The organism is Aestuariirhabdus sp. LZHN29, assembly GCF_049985285.1.
Lineage (GTDB): Bacteria > Pseudomonadota > Gammaproteobacteria > Pseudomonadales > Aestuariirhabdaceae > Aestuariirhabdus.
Genome location: NZ_JBNIEU010000002.1, coordinates 191,264 through 206,461, shown reverse-complemented (window position 1 = coordinate 206,461; position 15,198 = coordinate 191,264). Strand labels below are relative to the sequence as shown.

Below are 15,198 nucleotides of genomic sequence, written 5' to 3'. Positions count from 1 at the left end.
CACCATTATCCCGCAACACCCTAATTCTTCTCAACCGTATTTAACAGGAACTTGCCGATCAGCTCCTCCAGTACCAGGGCCGACTGGGTATCCTCAAACTGGTCGCCGTCGACCAGGTACTCCATATCTCCACCCACACTGATACCAACGTACTGCTCGCCGAGCAGGCCTGAGGTCAAAATGGAGGCCGTACTATCCAGGGGGATATTGTCGTAAGTTCCATTGATCGCAATCGTTACCTTGGCTTCGTAAGAGTCACGATCAAACTCAATCCCCACCACCCTGCCGATAGCGACGCCACTCATCGATACCTTGGCACGCAAGCTCAGCCCACCCACATTACTAAAATACCCTACCAGTCGATAATCGTTATCGGCCGCAGATATCGAAAGACCACTGACCCGCAGAGCCACCATAACCAGCGCTAGCATCCCGGCCACAATAAAAGCCCCCACACTGATCTCCACCGTTCTCATGCGCATGTTCACTACCCTCCAAACATCACTGCGGTCAAAATAAAGTCCAGCCCAAGCACCGCCAGGGATGAATGCACGACGGTACGAGTGGTCGCCCGACTAATCCCCTCTGACGTAGGCACACAGTCATACCCCTGGAAAACCGCAATCCAGGTCACCACAAAACCAAACACTACACTCTTGATAATTCCGTTGAGCACATCGCCCTCGAAGGTTACGGAGTTCTGCATCACTCCCCAAAAGGACCCTTCATAGATACCCAACCAATTCACTCCAACCATCGCACCGCCGATCACACCTACGCAGCTGAAGATCAGCGCCAGCAAAGGCATGGAGATAAACCCTGCCCAAAAACGTGGCGCAACGATGCGTTTAAGGGGGTCGATACCGATCATCTCCATGCTGGAAAGCTGCTCGGTCGCTTTCATCAGGCCGATCTCCGCGGTCAAGGCCGATCCCGCGCGCCCGGCGAACAGCAGCGCCGTCACCACCGGCCCTAACTCACGCACCAACGTCAGGGCCACCATCTGCCCCACGGCCTCTTCGGAACCGTATTTGACCAGTATATTGTAGCCCTGCAACCCCAGCACCATACCGATAAAGAGTCCGGAGACGGTGATAATAATCAGTGATAGCACCCCAACCGAGTAGAGCTGCGCCACCAACAGCTGATAACGGGAGCCGAACAGTGAGCGCCCAAAAATAGCACCCAGCAAAATAATAAATGCCCGCCCCAGCGCTTCCAGGCGCTCCAACCCCGAGCGACCTATAAGGCGTAGCCTGACAAGAATACTATGCATCCTGCTCCCCTATCAGATCCCGCCGATACTCCTGGGCAGGGTAATGGAATGGAACAGGGCCATCCGGCAGGCCTTGCATAAACTGGCGAATCCTCGGGTCGGGAGAGTTAAGCATCGCTTTCGGCGTACCAAATCCGAGCACATGGGTATCCCCCACGACGTAGATATAGTCGGCGATACTCGCGGTTTCATGGACATCGTGGGAGACGATCACGCTGGTCAACTGCAGGGCATCATTCAGCATGCGTATCAACTGCACCAGCACCCCCATCGCCATCGGATCCTGTCCGACAAAGGGCTCGTCGTACATCATCATCTGCGGATCCAGGGCAATGGCTCTGGCCAGCGCCACTCGCCGCGCCATCCCTCCTGACAGCTCGCTGGGCATCAGGTCTCTTGCACCCCGCAGTCCCACCGCCTGCAGTTTCATCAACACCAGGTCGCGAATCAGCGCTTCGCCAAGCCGGGTATGCACCCGCAACGGGAAGGCCACATTTTCAAATACGCTAAGATCCGTGAACAGCGCACCACTTTGGAACAACATGCCCATTTTCTTGCGGATAGAAAATAGTTCACCGCGCCTCATGGTAGTGACATCCTGGCCATCGACCCGGACACACCCCTGATCCGGCTTCAACTGGGCCCCGATCAACTTGAGCAGAGTCGTCTTACCGGTACCACTCGGACCCATGATGCCGGTAATTTTGCCGCGAGGAATCTTAATGTCGACCTTATCAAAGATGATGCGACTCCCGCGCCGAAAACTCAGCCCGCACATCTCTACATAAGGATCATCAAAAGCACTCATTCCGCTCGCCAACTCCTTGGCATCAACCCCAACCTAAATGATAAGCCGGGCTAAATGCACATAATTCCCTAACGGGTTACTTCCGCGCATTCTAATCACTTATGGGTGCCGCTACCAGTGCGCCCTGCTACCCTCTAGCGACCAAGTGCAGGCATGCTTGCATTCGCAGATGATAATCTCTTTAATTAGCCCCCTTTTTAAACGGTCATTTTTATGTTGTTGGCAATGCTTTCAATAATAGCCGGGTTCGCCGCCTTGATCTGGAGTGCCGACAAATTTGTCGAGGGCGCTGCAGCCACGGCCAGACAGCTGGGGATGTCTCCGTTACTGATCGGTCTCACGGTCGTAGCGCTGGGCACATCGGCACCCGAGATACTGGTATCGATCATGGCGGCTATGGATGGCCATGCCGGACTCGCGGCCGGTAACGCGATCGGCTCCAATATCGCCAATATCGGCCTCGTTTTGGCGATCACCGCACTGATCGCACCACTGCCCGTTAAAAATTCCCTCATATTACGGGAGATTCCGCTTCTGGTGGCCATTACCCTGCTTGCAGGGTGGTGCTTGCTTGACCTGCACCTGGGCCTGGTCGACGGTATCCTGTTACTGTCGGGCCTGGCGATCACCCTGTACCTGCTGTTTCGTTGGCAAAAACCACCACTGGCTGCCGAGAACCAGCAGCTCGCCGACAATGAAGCCGATGAGATTCCCGATATTCCCCTGGCACGAGCGCTGGCGATTCTTTTGGTCGGCCTCACCGTGTTATTGGTCAGTGCTCGAGCACTGGTTTGGGGAGCAACGGAGATCGCACTACTTTTCGGCGTCAGCGACCTTGTGATAGGCCTCACCGTCGTCGCGATCGGCACCAGTCTGCCCGAGCTGGCAGCATCTGTTGCCAGCGCTCTAAAGGGGCACCACGATATCGCCCTGGGTAACATCGTAGGGTCCAACATTTTCAATCTGTTAGCCGTACTGGCAATGCCGGGCCTGATCGCCCCGACCCATTTCGAGACCGAGATCCTGCTGCGCGACTATGCCAGCATGCTCGCACTGACCCTGTTACTGGCGGCCATGGCGTGGCTAGCACTGCGCCGCGGGGGGATTGGACGCTACAGCGGCGGCATTCTCTTTGCCTGTTATAGTGCGTATTATGTCGCCTTGTACTTCACTCTCTAGCCCATGGTAATAGCAATATGAGCCACCCAACCAGTTTCAAGGAGTCAGGCCTGCGCACGGTGCGCATGGAGCAGGAAGCGATCGGCGAACTGCTGCAACGCATCGACGGCGACTTCGAGGCGGCCTGCGAACTGCTGATGAACTGCCGCGGACGCATCGTAGTGGTCGGCATGGGCAAATCGGGTCACATCGGTACCAAAATGGCTGCGACCCTGGCCAGCACCGGCAGCCCCGCATTTTTTGTGCACCCGGGCGAAGCCTGTCACGGCGACCTTGGCATGATCACCGTCGATGACGTCGTCATCACCCTGTCCAACTCGGGCAATACCGGCGAGATGGTGACCCTGATCCCGCTACTCAAACGGCTTGGTGTGCCCATGATCAGCATGACCGGCAACCCCGACTCTGCCCTCGCACAGGCGGCAAATGTTAACCTGAACACCGGCGTAACACAGGAAGCCTGCCCCCTCAATCTTGCCCCCACCTCCAGCACCACGGTGTCGCTGGTCATGGGAGATGCGCTGGCCATTGCACTGCTTGAACGCCGCGGCTTTAGCGCCGAGGACTTTGCCTTCTCCCACCCCGGTGGCACCCTCGGTCGCCGCTTGCTGCTCAAGGTTGACGACGTCATGCACAGCGGTGAGCGCCTGCCCATCGTTGTGGAGGGCACCCCCCTGCGTGATGCACTCATGGAGATGACCCGCAAGGGACTCGGCATGACCGCCATCACCACTACAGATGGCGCCCTTAGCGGGGTCTTTACCGATGGCGACCTGCGCCGCTCACTGGACCGCGAGCTCAACATGGCAACCACCTCAATCGATGACGTCATGACCCGCAACTGCAAAACCGTCACCCAGGGAGTGCTCGCCGCCGAAGCGGTCCATATCATGGACGAGAGCAAAATTAACGGCCTTATTGTGGTCGATACTGCGCACAAACCCGTAGGTGCCCTCAATATGCATGACTTGCTGCGTGCGGGAGTCGTCTGATGTTCAGCCACCTAACTGCCCGCGCACAACGTATTCGCCTGGCGGTGTTTGACGTCGATGGCGTGCTCACCAACGGCCAGTTACTGTTTAGTGAAAACGGCGAAGAGCTGAAAGCCTTCTCTACCCTTGATGGGCAAGGCATCAAGATGTTGCAACAGGCCGGTATCGAGACTGCCATTATCACCGGGCGCCGCTCGCAACTGGTGGCACGTCGCGCCACCAATCTGGGCATCACCCACGTTTACCAGGGCCGTGAGGACAAGCTGGTTGCCCTGCAAGAGTTGCTACCCACACTGGGATTGACGCTGGATGAGGTTGCCTACCTCGGTGACGACCTGCCGGATCTGGCCGTTATTCGGCAGGTTGGACTGGGGGCAGCTGTTGCCAACGCCCATTTTTTCGTCAAACAGCACGCCTGCGCCGTCACCGAGACCAACGGCGGTAACGGCGCGGCGCGCGAGTTCTGCGATGCCTTGTTAGCCGCACAAGGGAAACTGCAGGACGCACTGGACCGTTATCTGTGAGAGCGCTGTTCATTGCACTGCTAGGGGGCATACTGCTCGCCTATGGGGGATTTTACCTCTACCAGAACACCCCCCTGCGGCAAGCCCTGACTCCGCCAGACACTGACCCTCGCGAGCGGCAGGAGGTCGACTTCTATATGCAAAACGCCCAGCTAACCCGATACAACGAACATGGCGCCCTTGACCACCGACTCAATGCCGTGGAGGTCAACCACTACCCCCACAACGACACCACGATGATCAGTGAGCCACGAATGACACTGTTAAAGGCGGACGGCGAGCGCCACATCAGCGCACGTTCTGGAAAACTGCTGCCAGGCAGCGAAGATCTGGAGCTATGGGATGATGTGGTGATGCGAGTGCTGGCGCAAGATGGTAGTGAACGGGGACGCCTTGATACCGATTTCATCACCCTATACTCTGGGCAGGAGCTGGCGTCCACCAACCGACCTGTCACCATTACTACACCCAGTGGCGTGACTCGTGCGGTGGGGATGAAAGCCAACCTTAACCAGGACCAAGTTCAACTGCTGTCCAACGTCAGAGGCACCTATGAAGCCCAATAGCTCCTTGATTATCGGCCTGTTAGCCAGCGCGCTCTTTAGCGCTGTCGCCCACGCCCTGCCGGAAGACCAGTCCCAACCTATTCGAATCAAGGCGGACACTGCCGATATTGATGAAGGCGCTGGGCGAGCCATCTACACCGGCAATGTGACGATGAACCAAGGCACTATCCATATTAGCGGCGACAAAATCACGCTCTACACCAAGGAGGGAAATGTCACCCGTATGGTGGCGGAAGGCAATCCTGCCCACTACCGGGAGAAGCCTGCCGCCGACAAGGAGATCATCAAAGCCTATGGCAATACCATCGACTACTCCGTTGCCAGCGATCAGGTGAAATTACTTAAGAACGCCCGCCTGCTGCAGGAGGGCAACTCCTTTACCGGCGAAACGATCCACTACAACATGACAACCCAGGCGGTTAATGCCCAGAGCGGAAGCTCCAGCAGCAAGGCCGGCAACCGTGTCGAAATGATTATCCAACCCAAAGTCAAGCAGTAGATATCCCCATGGCAACCCTTAAAGCACTTCACTTGGCAAAGAGTTACCGCGGAAGAAAGGTGGTCGAAGATATTTCGATCAGCATCTCCAGTAGCCAGATTGTCGGCTTACTAGGGCCGAACGGGGCAGGAAAAACCACCAGTTTTTATATGATTGTCGGGCTCGTGCAGTCCGATGGAGGCCAGATTTTAATCGATGGTGTGGATATTACCCGCCTGCCAATGCATGGCCGCGCACGCCAGGGCATAGGCTATTTGACCCAGGAAGCCTCCATTTTCCGAAAACTAACCGTTACCGAGAATATCCTCTCCATACTGGAAACCCGCAAGGATCTCAATCGCAAGCAGCGACTGGAAAAACTTGAAGCCCTGCTGCGGGAGTTCCACATCACCCATATTCGCAACAGCAAGGGTATCAGCTTGTCGGGTGGAGAGCGCAGACGAGTAGAGATCGCGCGGGCGCTAGCCACGGAACCCGCCTTTATCCTGCTCGATGAGCCCTTCGCCGGGGTCGACCCCATTTCGGTCAATGACATCAAGGATGTGATCCGCCACCTGCGCGACAAGGGCATCGGAGTGCTGATCACAGACCATAATGTTCGCGAAACACTGGATATCTGTGAGCTTGCCTATATCGTTAGTGAAGGCAAGATCATCGCCGAGGGTAATGCCGAGGCCGTGATGAATAACCAGAAAGTGAAAGACGTTTATCTGGGACACGAATTTCGCATATAGGCATTCATCCCGTTCAACCCTATAATAGAACCATGCAAGATTTTTGCCGGAGCAGGATGCGACCGGAAAACCCAACGGGAGTGATGCGCAGATTATGGACCGGACATTGTATTATTTATGAAACCATCCCTAGTCCTGAAAATGGGCCAGCAGCTGACGATGACGCCTCAGCTGCAACAAGCCATCAAACTACTTCAGCTCTCTACCCTGGATCTGCAGCAGGAGATTCAACAAGCCCTCGAATCCAACCCCATGCTCGAGCCCGAAGAGGGTTCCGATAATGAGGCGGCGACCGAGCAAGAAAGCGCAAAAGATGGTAGCGAGTTCGACAACAAGGCTGAAAACAACGGCCTAAAAGAGGCTGAGCAGCAGGATCAGCAAAGCGCCGACAGTGCCAACAACGAAAATGAGGTGATGTCCGACGACTGGCAGGACAATATCCCGGAAGATCTGCCCGTTGACACCGCCTGGGATGATGTTTATCAATCCAGTCTGCCGCCCTCCTCGGGGTCGGGCTCGTCCGACAACGATGAGTACAATCCGGCCACGCGAGCCAGCACCTCAGAAACCCTTCAGTCCCATCTGGAGTGGCAGCTTAACCTGACACCTATGTCCGACACCGACCGGGCGATAGCCATTACCATCATTGACGCACTCAAGGACGATGGCTATCTCAGCTGTAGCTGCGAAGAGCTGATGGAAGGCATCGAAGAGGATCTGGACATTGAACTGGATGAGTTTGAAGCGGTGTTACACCGTCTTCAGCAGTTCGATCCAGTCGGTGTGGCGGCTCGATCCCTCAGCGAGTGCCTGTTAATCCAGCTTGCCCAATTGCCCACCACCACCCCTCACCTGGGTTCAGCGGCCCTGGTGGTTGAGAAACACATCAACTTGTTGGGCTCCCATGATTACGCTCAATTAATGCGCAAAACCCGTCTCAAAGAGGCCGATCTCAAAGCTGCGATTGAACTGATCCAGACCCTCAACCCAAAACCCGGGGCAAGCATTCAAAGCAGCGAGCCTGAATATGTCATACCCGACGTCACCGTAAAAAAGGTGAACGGCCGCTGGACCGTCGAGCTGAACCCGGACTCTGTGCCCCGAGTCCGCATCAACTCGGGTTACGCTTCGCTGGTCAAACGTGCTGATAACAGTTCAGACAACACCTACCTGAAAAACCACTTGCAGGAAGCCCGCTGGTTTCTCAAGAGTCTGCAGAGCCGAAACGAAACACTGATGAAGGTGGCCACCCAGATCGTTGAGCATCAGCGCGGGTTTCTGGAGTATGGTGAAGAGGCGATGAAACCGCTGGTACTGCACGATATCGCCGAAGCGGTCAGCATGCACGAATCCACCATATCCCGGGTAACGACGCAAAAATACATGCACACCCCCCGCGGCATATTTGAGCTCAAGTATTTCTTCTCAAGCCATGTCAGTACCGCCAGTGGAGGAGAGTGCTCCTCTACGGCAATCAGGGCTATTATCAAGAAGCTTGTGGCCGCAGAGAACCCAAAAAAGCCATTGAGTGACAGCAAGATAGCGGGTTTGCTTGCTGAGCAGGGAATTCAGGTTGCTCGCCGCACTATTGCCAAATACCGGGAGTCATTATCAATTGCTCCTTCTAACGAAAGGAAACGTCTGGTATAGGTTATATTGATTGGCGACAACATTGAGATATCGAGCCTCGGATATGATCGGTAACAGAGGCATACACTTGAGCCTGACACGACGTCGACTCAACATCATGTAACAAACATTCAGGAGAAAACGCATGCAAATCAATATCAGTGGTCATCATGTTGATGTAACGGAAGCATTGCGTGAATACGTAGCAACTAAAGTCGATCGTCTTGAGCGACACTTTGACAGCATCACCAGCGTCAACGTAACCCTCAGTATCGAAAAAGAGGGACAAAAAGCGGAGGCCAATCTGCACGTCCGCGGTGCGGACATCCACGCAACTGCCGTCCATGAAGACATGTACGCGGCCATTGATATGCTGTCGGACAAACTGGATCGCCAGCTCATGAAACACAAGGAAAAGAATCTCGCCCGTTAATTAGATCTGGCTATGAATTTTATATCCCTCCTAAGCCCCGACCGCAGCCTCTGCGCTGCGGAAGGCGGCAGTAAAAAACGCGTACTCGAAACACTTGCCGAAACTCTCGCCCAGGCAGGGCAGGAGATAACAGCCGACGAGCTGTTTAACGGCCTGTTTGAGCGTGAACGCCTCGGCAGCACAGGCTTTGGCAAAGGTATTGCGATTCCCCATTGCCGACTCACCTCCTGTACAGAACCTGTGGCGGCACTGCTCAAACTGTCTGAGGGTGTCAATTTCGACGCCATGGACGAGCTCCCGGTAGATATCATCTTTGCCCTCGTTGTCCCCAACGAAGCGACTAACGAGCATCTGGCGATTTTGCAGGCTCTGGCCGGCCGGCTGGACAATGCCAGCTACCGTAACCGCCTGCGCGCCGCGCAGAGCAGTACCGAACTCTATCAAATGGCGATCGCCCCCCTCGACTGATCTCCCAAATCGCAGACCTGCCACAATGCAACTGGTATACTGCCAGCTCAGTGACTTACGCGGTCAACACCCACCACACCAGAAACAGGGCGCGGCACGCACCAGTCGGCAAGTGGAACCAGCAAAATGCGATTAGTAATCATCAGTGGAAGATCGGGATCCGGCAAAAGTAGCGCGCTGCACGTGCTCGAGGATCAGGGCTACTACTGTGTGGACAACATGCCAGCAGGCTTACTGGGGTCTCTAGCCGCAGAGATCTCAAGCGAGCAGTCACTTAGAAATGCCGCTGTCAGCATCGACGCACGCAACATGCACGCGGACCTTAAACGCTTCCCCGAGATACTGGCCCAACTAACCAATAATGGCGTGCAGTGCGAGGTGATCTACCTCGATGCAGACCCAGCTACCCTGCTAAAGCGTTTCAGTGAAACACGGCGACGCCACCCCTTGTCCAATGACAAATGCTCGCTGGAAGAGGCCATTTTCGCCGAAAGTGAGCTCCTGGCCCCCCTCAAGAATCGAGCAAAACTGACTCTGGATACCAGCGCACTATCACTGCACGAATTACGCGACCTGATTCGTACCCGTGTTGCGATGCGCACGGACGACAGTCTCGCACTGCTATTCCAGTCCTTTGGTTTCAAGCGAGGCATACCAATTGATGCCGATTACGTGTTTGATGTACGCTGTTTACCTAACCCTTATTGGGTAGCGCACCTGAGGGGCTTCAGTGGGCTCGAGAAACCCGTGCGGGATTTTTTGGGAGAACAACCTGAGGTACAGCAGATGCTGGCTGATATCGGTGACTTTGTGGAGCGCTGGCTTCCAGCATTCGAGGCGGGAAACCGAAGTTACATGACCATCGCCATCGGCTGCACCGGCGGCCATCACCGCTCGGTATACATCAGCGAAGAGCTGACCCGACGCTTTAGTAGTCAGATTCAAAACGTTCAGGTTCGTCACCGCGAACTGCACACCGCGCAAAAACAATAAAATATAATAACAGTAGCGACAATGATAGAAACCAAGATTCATATCATCAACAAACTCGGACTCCACGCCCGAGCAGCGTCAAAATTTGTGACCACGGCGGCCGCTTTCGGCAGTAGTATCGAAGTGGGGCGCGGCACCACCATGGTCGATGGCAAAAGCATCATGTCGGTGATGCTGCTGGCAGCCAGCCAAGGCACCGAGCTTGATTTGCGCATCGACGGCGACGACGAGGATCGGGCACTGCAAGCGATCAGCGAGCTGGTCAACGATTTCTTTGGCGAGGGAGAGTAAGCTCTCGACCGAAAAACCTAGTCGCCCCCTACGGTCATACCATCAATCAGGATGGAACCTGCCTGCACATTGCCACGGTGATCCACATCATTCCCCACCGCGACGACATTCGCAAACATATCCCGCAGGTTACCCGCGACCGTTATCTCCGATACCGGATACTGAATCACCCCATTTTCGACCCAAAACCCACTGGCTCCCCGCGAGTAGTCCCCGGTTACCAGATTAACCCCCTGCCCCAGCAGCTCGGTAATCAATAAACCGCTACCCATCTGCCGCAGTAACGCCGGGGCATCCAAACCGCTATCACTGATTCGCAGGTTGTGCGCCCCCCCGGCATTGGCGGTGCTGGTCATACCCAATTTACGCGCCGAGTAGGCGCCCAACAGATAACTGCAGAGCACTCCATCTTGCACAAAGGATTTGTCGTAAGTCGCCAGACCGTCATTATCAAACGACGCACTGGCGAGGCCACCTCGCAAGCGGGGCCGCTCATAGATGCTGACAAACTCAGGAAACAGCGGCTTATCCAGCTGATTCAATAAGAAACTCGCTTCACGATACAGGCTTGACCCACTGATCGCCCCCAGCAGATGGGACAGTAGCCCACTGGCAACCTCTGCAGCGAACAGCACCGGGACCTGACAGGTTGGTATCTTTCGGGGATCGAGGCGCTGCAAGGTTCTATTGGCTGCCTGGGTACCGATCGATTCAGGACTTTCCAGATCCTCTCGCTTACGGGACACGGCATACCAATAATCCCGCTGCATCCGCTCCTGTTCGCCCGCAATCAGCACACAACTCAAGCTCTGCCTTGAGGCCAGGTAGCTGCCCATAAAACCATGACTGTTGCCGTACACCCGGCAGCTTTGATGCGTTGAGAGGCTTGCTCCCTCGGAATTGGTTATCTGCTCCGAGACATCGAGCCCCGCCTGCTCGCAACGAGTGGCGATCTCCAGCCCATGGTCCACCTCCACATCCCAGGGGTGGTACAGGTCAAGCTCCGGCAGGTCGGTCGCCATCATGGAGGCATCGGCCAGGCCCGCATAAGGGTCCTCCGATGTGTAGCGCGCGATATTACTGGCCGCTTCCACGGTATCAATGATCGCTTGCAGACTGCTGTCAGAGGTACTGGCGGAACCTTTGCGTTGGCCGTAGTAGAGGGTGATGCCAAAACCCTGGTCATGATTAAACTCGACCGTGTCCACCTCCCCCATGCGCACACTGGCGGTCAGCCCGTTATCCAGGCTGACACCCACCTCTGCCCCGCTGGCTCCCTGCTTGCGAGCCTCCAGCAGAATATCCTGCACCAACTGTTGCAAGCGGGACTGCTCCTGACGAAGATCCAGCGGTGTTATATTTGGGACTGAGGTCATGGTTTGTATCACCAGGCTAGGGGGTAACGATCCATTCTACCTGCAGGGGGCTAGCGAACAAGCCTTTCGCTCAAAACAGACATTCCAGCAGGATCGGTTTACAATAGTCACCTACCCATTTCGAAGCCACAGATCGTCTCCCCCATGCGCCCAGAACAAGACAACGAATCGGTCGATTTCGACGACGAAGATTATAAGAGCAAGACCCAGGTCAAAAACGAAATGCACGAGCTGCAAGCACTGGGTATGCGCCTGCTCGACCTTAAACCCGACGTCATGACCTCACTGCCGATCACTGAACGACTCCGCAGGGCACTGGAAGAAACACGTCGAATAAAAAGCAACAACGCGCTTAAACGCCACCGCCAGTACATCGGAAAACTGATGCGCGATGAGGATCTGGAGCCATTGCAACAAGCGGTGGATCGTCTCGATACCAGCAGCGCAGAGTACAACCGAATTTTCCATCAGCTCGAGCGCTGGCGTGAACGACTGATCAGCGAAGGTAACGAGACGCTTCAGGAGTATCTGGATACCTATCCAGCGGCCGATATCCAGCACCTGCGGCAGCTGATACGCAATAGCCGCAAAGAACTGGAATTACAGAAACCCCTAGCGAGCAGCCGCAAATTGTTTCGCTACCTGCGTGAGCAGTCGGAACTTGCCGAGTAAGGATTTTTTCAGGGAGAGACTAGCGTGATAAAACAGATACTCTGCTTTCGGCGCAAAGCCGACGTCAGTGCCCTTCAATTTCGAGACTATTGGAACACGGAGTTTGAGCAGTTTATTCGCTCCGTTGCGGTCAAACTGGGCTGCCGCCGCTTGACCAAAAGCCTCACCCTGCAAGTCGAAGAAAACCAACTGTTGCAGCAGCGCCAACAGTTTGAAGCCCCCTTCGATGGTGTTGTGGAAATGTGGTTCGACCAACCCAAGGCAAGCTTTGAAGCCACCGCCAGCGAAGAGTGGCAGCAGATGGTTAAAACCCTGACCGAGGGTAAGCACTTTGCTCTCGACCTGAAGCGCTCCACCTCGTTTTATGCCGACGAGACGATCATCATCGACAAGGCCTGAGCCTACTCAGCCTGTCCCGCCCACGGTGAGCTCATCGATTTTCAGCGTGGGCTGACCAACCCCTACCGGCACCGATTGCCCCTCCTTCCCGCACACGCCGATACCGGTGTCTAGCTCCAGGTCGCTACCCACCATACTCACCAGCCGCATTGCATCGGGGCCGTTGCCGATCAGGGTCGCGCCTTTGATCGGTGTCGTGATTTTCCCTTTTTCGATCAGATAGGCTTCGCTGGTTGAAAAAACGAACTTGCCCGATGTGATATCCACCTGACCTCCGCCGAGATGAGCGGTATAGATACCCCGTTCAACCGACGCAACAATCTCTTGGGGATCGCTCTCCCCGGCCAACATATAGGTGTTGGTCATCCGCGGCATCGGCAAATGCGAATAGGATTCACGTCGACCGTTACCCGTCGACGTGCCGCCGGACAGGCGTGCATTCAGCTTGTCCTGCATATAGCCTTTGAGAACCCCCTTCTCTATCAGCATGGTGCACTCGGTAGACGTACCTTCATCATCCATATTGAGCGAACCCCGGCGTCCGGCCAGGGTACCGTCATCAACAATGGTGCAAAGCGGTGAAGCGACCCGCTCACCAATACGCCCGGCGTAGGCAGAGCTGCCCTTGCGGTTAAAATCGCCTTCCAGCCCATGACCTACCGCCTCATGCAGCAGCACTCCGGACCAGCCCGGCCCCAGTACAACCGGCATAGCACCCGCAGGGGCAGGAATTGCCTCCAGATTGACCAAGGCCTGCCTGACCGCTTCGCGCGCATAGGTCAACGCACGGTCACCCTGCATAAAATAATCGTAATTACATCGTCCACCGCCACCGCTGGAGCCCCGTTCCCGGCGTCCATCCAACTCGGCAATTACACTCACATTAAGCCGCACCAGAGGGCGTACATCGGCTGCCAGGGTGCCGTCACTGGCCATAACCATGACGGTTTCAAACAATCCGGATAAGCCGACGGTCACCTGTTTCACTCTCGGGTCCAGCGCCCTCGCCTCGGCATCAAGCCGCTTCAGCAGGTCTACTTTATCCTGCTGGGGGAGGGAATCGAGGGGGTTGGTAGGCTGGTAGAGTTCACGTATCGAACTGCGCTGCCGGATCGATACCTGCCGCTGCTGACCCTGGGCGGCAATACTGCGAGCCGCCCCCGCCGCTTGCTGCAGCGCCGGCAGCACAATCTCATTAGAGTAGGCAAAGCCGGTTTTTTCACCGCTGATGGCGCGCACCCCTACGCCCCCATCGACGTTAAAGCTGCCTTCACGCACGATGCCATCGTCGAGCACCCAGGATTCGTGTCGTGAATTCTGGAAATAGAGGTCGGCCGCATCCAGGTTGCGCCCCAGCATGCTGTCGAGCACTTGTTGCACGTTTTGCTCCGAAAGCCCTGTCGGCAGCAGCAAACGCTCCTTCGCAATCTCCAGAATATCGGTCATAGGTAGTATCTACTCGTTGTTCGCGCCGCTAGGGGCGTCATGACGGGTCGGTAACGGGTACCAGCCCTTCTCCAGCTTATGGTGTTGCAGGCTGGGAATCGATTGTCGCGCCTGGAGCTGCGTATTGGGCTCCAGATCGGCAATGACCAGTTGAGGGTCAGCGCCAGCGCTTTCACAAACCTTACCCCAGGGATCCACTACCATCGAGTGACCCCAGGTCGTACGGGAACCCTGTTGACCACACTGATTGGCGGCCAACACGTAGGCTCCACTCTCAATTGCCCTGGCGCGAAGGAGTGGCTCCCAATGCGCCTGCCCGGTCACGGCAGTAAACGCCGATGGCAGGCAGAAGATCTCTGCACCCTGCAGAGCCAACGCTTTAAACAGTTCAGGGAAACGAAGGTCGTAGCAGATTAACGGCGCCAGCTTCCCCCAGGGGGTCTCAATGAGGGTTAGGTGACCCCCAGGCTGATAATCTACAGACTCTCTATAGCAGCCGGTTGTATCGGCCACATCCACATCGAACAGGTGAATCTTGTCATAGTAACTCACCTCCTGCCCCCGGCTGTCAAATACGAAACAACGGGAGTGGGCGCGCCGGTCGTCTTCCTCGGCAAGAGTCACCGGCAGGGTTCCTGCCACCAGCCACACGCAATAGGTAGCGCAGAGCCTGGACAGATGACCGACGACATCGGCGTCATAAAGCGATTGCACTACATCGTCCAGCTCGCCACCACCGAAACTGGCGAAGCACTCTGGCAGCACAACCAGCTGCGCCCCGCGAGCAGACGCCTCCGCGATGGCGGTCTCAGCCCGGCACACATTCTCCGTTATATCAACACCGGAGTTCATCTGTACGAGGGCAATACGGCAAGCTTTCATTTATTAACACTCCTACGTGGGTCCCTGCCAA

The 15,198-nt window shown here is 55.9% G+C and carries 19 protein-coding genes; 13 read left to right on the top strand and 6 right to left on the bottom strand.

All coding sequences use genetic code 11. The features are described from left to right. Positions 1–20: 20 nt before the first annotated feature. From mlaD to ACP3PW_RS07610, 3 genes are read right to left on the bottom strand one after another with little or no spacing between them, the layout of a single operon-like run. Entirely contained in the window at positions 21–482 is a 462-nt protein-coding gene (mlaD, locus tag ACP3PW_RS07620; protein WP_426416093.1) for an outer membrane lipid asymmetry maintenance protein MlaD, read from the bottom strand. 5 nt (positions 483–487) lie between these two features. Continuing rightward, on the bottom strand, positions 488–1,267 hold the full coding sequence (mlaE, locus tag ACP3PW_RS07615) for a lipid asymmetry maintenance ABC transporter permease subunit MlaE (protein ID WP_426417022.1): 780 nt from the start codon (positions 1,265–1,267) through the stop codon (positions 488–490). Between the two features lies 1 nt (position 1,268). After that, a complete protein-coding gene (locus ACP3PW_RS07610) occupies positions 1,269–2,084 on the bottom strand; it encodes an ATP-binding cassette domain-containing protein (protein ID WP_426416092.1) in 816 nt (271 codons plus the stop codon). Between the two features lie 225 nt (positions 2,085–2,309). On the opposite strand from ACP3PW_RS07610, the gene ACP3PW_RS07605 reads away from it, so the two are divergent. The 11 genes from ACP3PW_RS07605 (at position 2,310) to ACP3PW_RS07555 (ending at position 10,392) form a co-directional block, all read left to right on the top strand. Continuing rightward, on the top strand, positions 2,310–3,263 hold the full coding sequence (locus ACP3PW_RS07605) for a calcium/sodium antiporter (RefSeq protein WP_426416091.1): 954 nt from the start codon (positions 2,310–2,312) through the stop codon (positions 3,261–3,263). Between the two features lie 17 nt (positions 3,264–3,280). Further along, the gene (locus ACP3PW_RS07600; RefSeq protein WP_426416090.1) at positions 3,281–4,255 is read left to right on the top strand and encodes a KpsF/GutQ family sugar-phosphate isomerase; all 975 of its coding nucleotides are present in this window, start codon (positions 3,281–3,283) and stop codon (positions 4,253–4,255) included. Then, a complete protein-coding gene (gene kdsC, locus ACP3PW_RS07595; protein ID WP_426416089.1) occupies positions 4,255–4,779 on the top strand; it encodes a 3-deoxy-manno-octulosonate-8-phosphatase KdsC in 525 nt (174 codons plus the stop codon). The genes ACP3PW_RS07600 and kdsC overlap by 1 nt, the downstream gene beginning before the upstream one ends. After that, positions 4,776–5,345, top strand: coding sequence for an LPS export ABC transporter periplasmic protein LptC (gene lptC, locus ACP3PW_RS07590; protein WP_426416088.1), 570 nt, complete (start codon positions 4,776–4,778; stop codon positions 5,343–5,345). Before kdsC ends, lptC begins: the two co-directional genes overlap by 4 nt. Beyond that, positions 5,332–5,844 carry a lipopolysaccharide transport periplasmic protein LptA gene (gene lptA / locus ACP3PW_RS07585; protein ID WP_426416087.1) on the top strand — a complete coding sequence of 171 codons (513 nt, stop codon included), beginning with the start codon at positions 5,332–5,334 and terminating at the stop codon, positions 5,842–5,844. Before lptC ends, lptA begins: the two co-directional genes overlap by 14 nt. An 8-nt stretch (positions 5,845–5,852) precedes the next feature. Next, positions 5,853–6,578: an LPS export ABC transporter ATP-binding protein gene (gene lptB, locus ACP3PW_RS07580; protein ID WP_426416086.1), complete on the top strand. Its 726-nt coding sequence runs from the start codon at positions 5,853–5,855 to the stop codon at positions 6,576–6,578. Positions 6,579–6,695: 117 nt separating this feature from the next. Next, positions 6,696–8,228 (top strand): RNA polymerase factor sigma-54, encoded by a 1,533-nt coding sequence (locus ACP3PW_RS07575; protein ID WP_426416085.1) that lies wholly within the window; start codon positions 6,696–6,698, stop codon positions 8,226–8,228. A 124-nt stretch (positions 8,229–8,352) separates the two neighbouring features. Then, the gene (gene hpf, locus ACP3PW_RS07570) at positions 8,353–8,640 is read left to right on the top strand and encodes a ribosome hibernation-promoting factor, HPF/YfiA family (RefSeq protein ID WP_426416084.1); all 288 of its coding nucleotides are present in this window, start codon (positions 8,353–8,355) and stop codon (positions 8,638–8,640) included. Positions 8,641–8,652: 12 nt separating this feature from the next. Continuing rightward, on the top strand, positions 8,653–9,108 hold the full coding sequence (ptsN, locus tag ACP3PW_RS07565; RefSeq protein WP_426416083.1) for a PTS IIA-like nitrogen regulatory protein PtsN: 456 nt from the start codon (positions 8,653–8,655) through the stop codon (positions 9,106–9,108). Positions 9,109–9,234: 126 nt separating this feature from the next. After that, positions 9,235–10,101 (top strand): RNase adapter RapZ, encoded by an 867-nt coding sequence (rapZ, locus tag ACP3PW_RS07560; protein WP_426416082.1) that lies wholly within the window; start codon positions 9,235–9,237, stop codon positions 10,099–10,101. A gap of 21 nt (positions 10,102–10,122) precedes the next feature. Next, positions 10,123–10,392, top strand: a complete 270-nt coding sequence (locus tag ACP3PW_RS07555; RefSeq protein ID WP_426416081.1) for an HPr family phosphocarrier protein — start codon at positions 10,123–10,125, stop codon at positions 10,390–10,392. A 17-nt stretch (positions 10,393–10,409) separates the two neighbouring features. Here the strand turns inward: ACP3PW_RS07555 and pmbA are convergent, their stop codons facing one another. Further along, positions 10,410–11,768, bottom strand: a complete 1,359-nt coding sequence (pmbA, locus tag ACP3PW_RS07550; protein WP_426416080.1) for a metalloprotease PmbA — start codon at positions 11,766–11,768, stop codon at positions 10,410–10,412. A 144-nt stretch (positions 11,769–11,912) separates the two neighbouring features. Between pmbA and yjgA the strand changes: the two genes are divergently transcribed. Beyond that, on the top strand, positions 11,913–12,440 hold the full coding sequence (gene yjgA / locus ACP3PW_RS07545; protein ID WP_426416079.1) for a ribosome biogenesis factor YjgA: 528 nt from the start codon (positions 11,913–11,915) through the stop codon (positions 12,438–12,440). Positions 12,441–12,464: 24 nt separating this feature from the next. Beyond that, positions 12,465–12,839, top strand: a complete 375-nt coding sequence (locus ACP3PW_RS07540; RefSeq protein ID WP_426416078.1) for an EthD domain-containing protein — start codon at positions 12,465–12,467, stop codon at positions 12,837–12,839. Positions 12,840–12,845: 6 nt separating this feature from the next. On the opposite strand, the gene tldD is transcribed toward ACP3PW_RS07540, so the two are convergent. Beyond that, positions 12,846–14,285: a metalloprotease TldD gene (gene tldD, locus ACP3PW_RS07535; protein ID WP_426416077.1), complete on the bottom strand. Its 1,440-nt coding sequence runs from the start codon at positions 14,283–14,285 to the stop codon at positions 12,846–12,848. A gap of 9 nt (positions 14,286–14,294) precedes the next feature. Further along, the gene (locus tag ACP3PW_RS07530) at positions 14,295–15,167 is read right to left on the bottom strand and encodes a carbon-nitrogen hydrolase family protein (RefSeq protein ID WP_426416076.1); all 873 of its coding nucleotides are present in this window, start codon (positions 15,165–15,167) and stop codon (positions 14,295–14,297) included. Between the last annotated feature and the right edge of the window lie 31 nt (positions 15,168–15,198).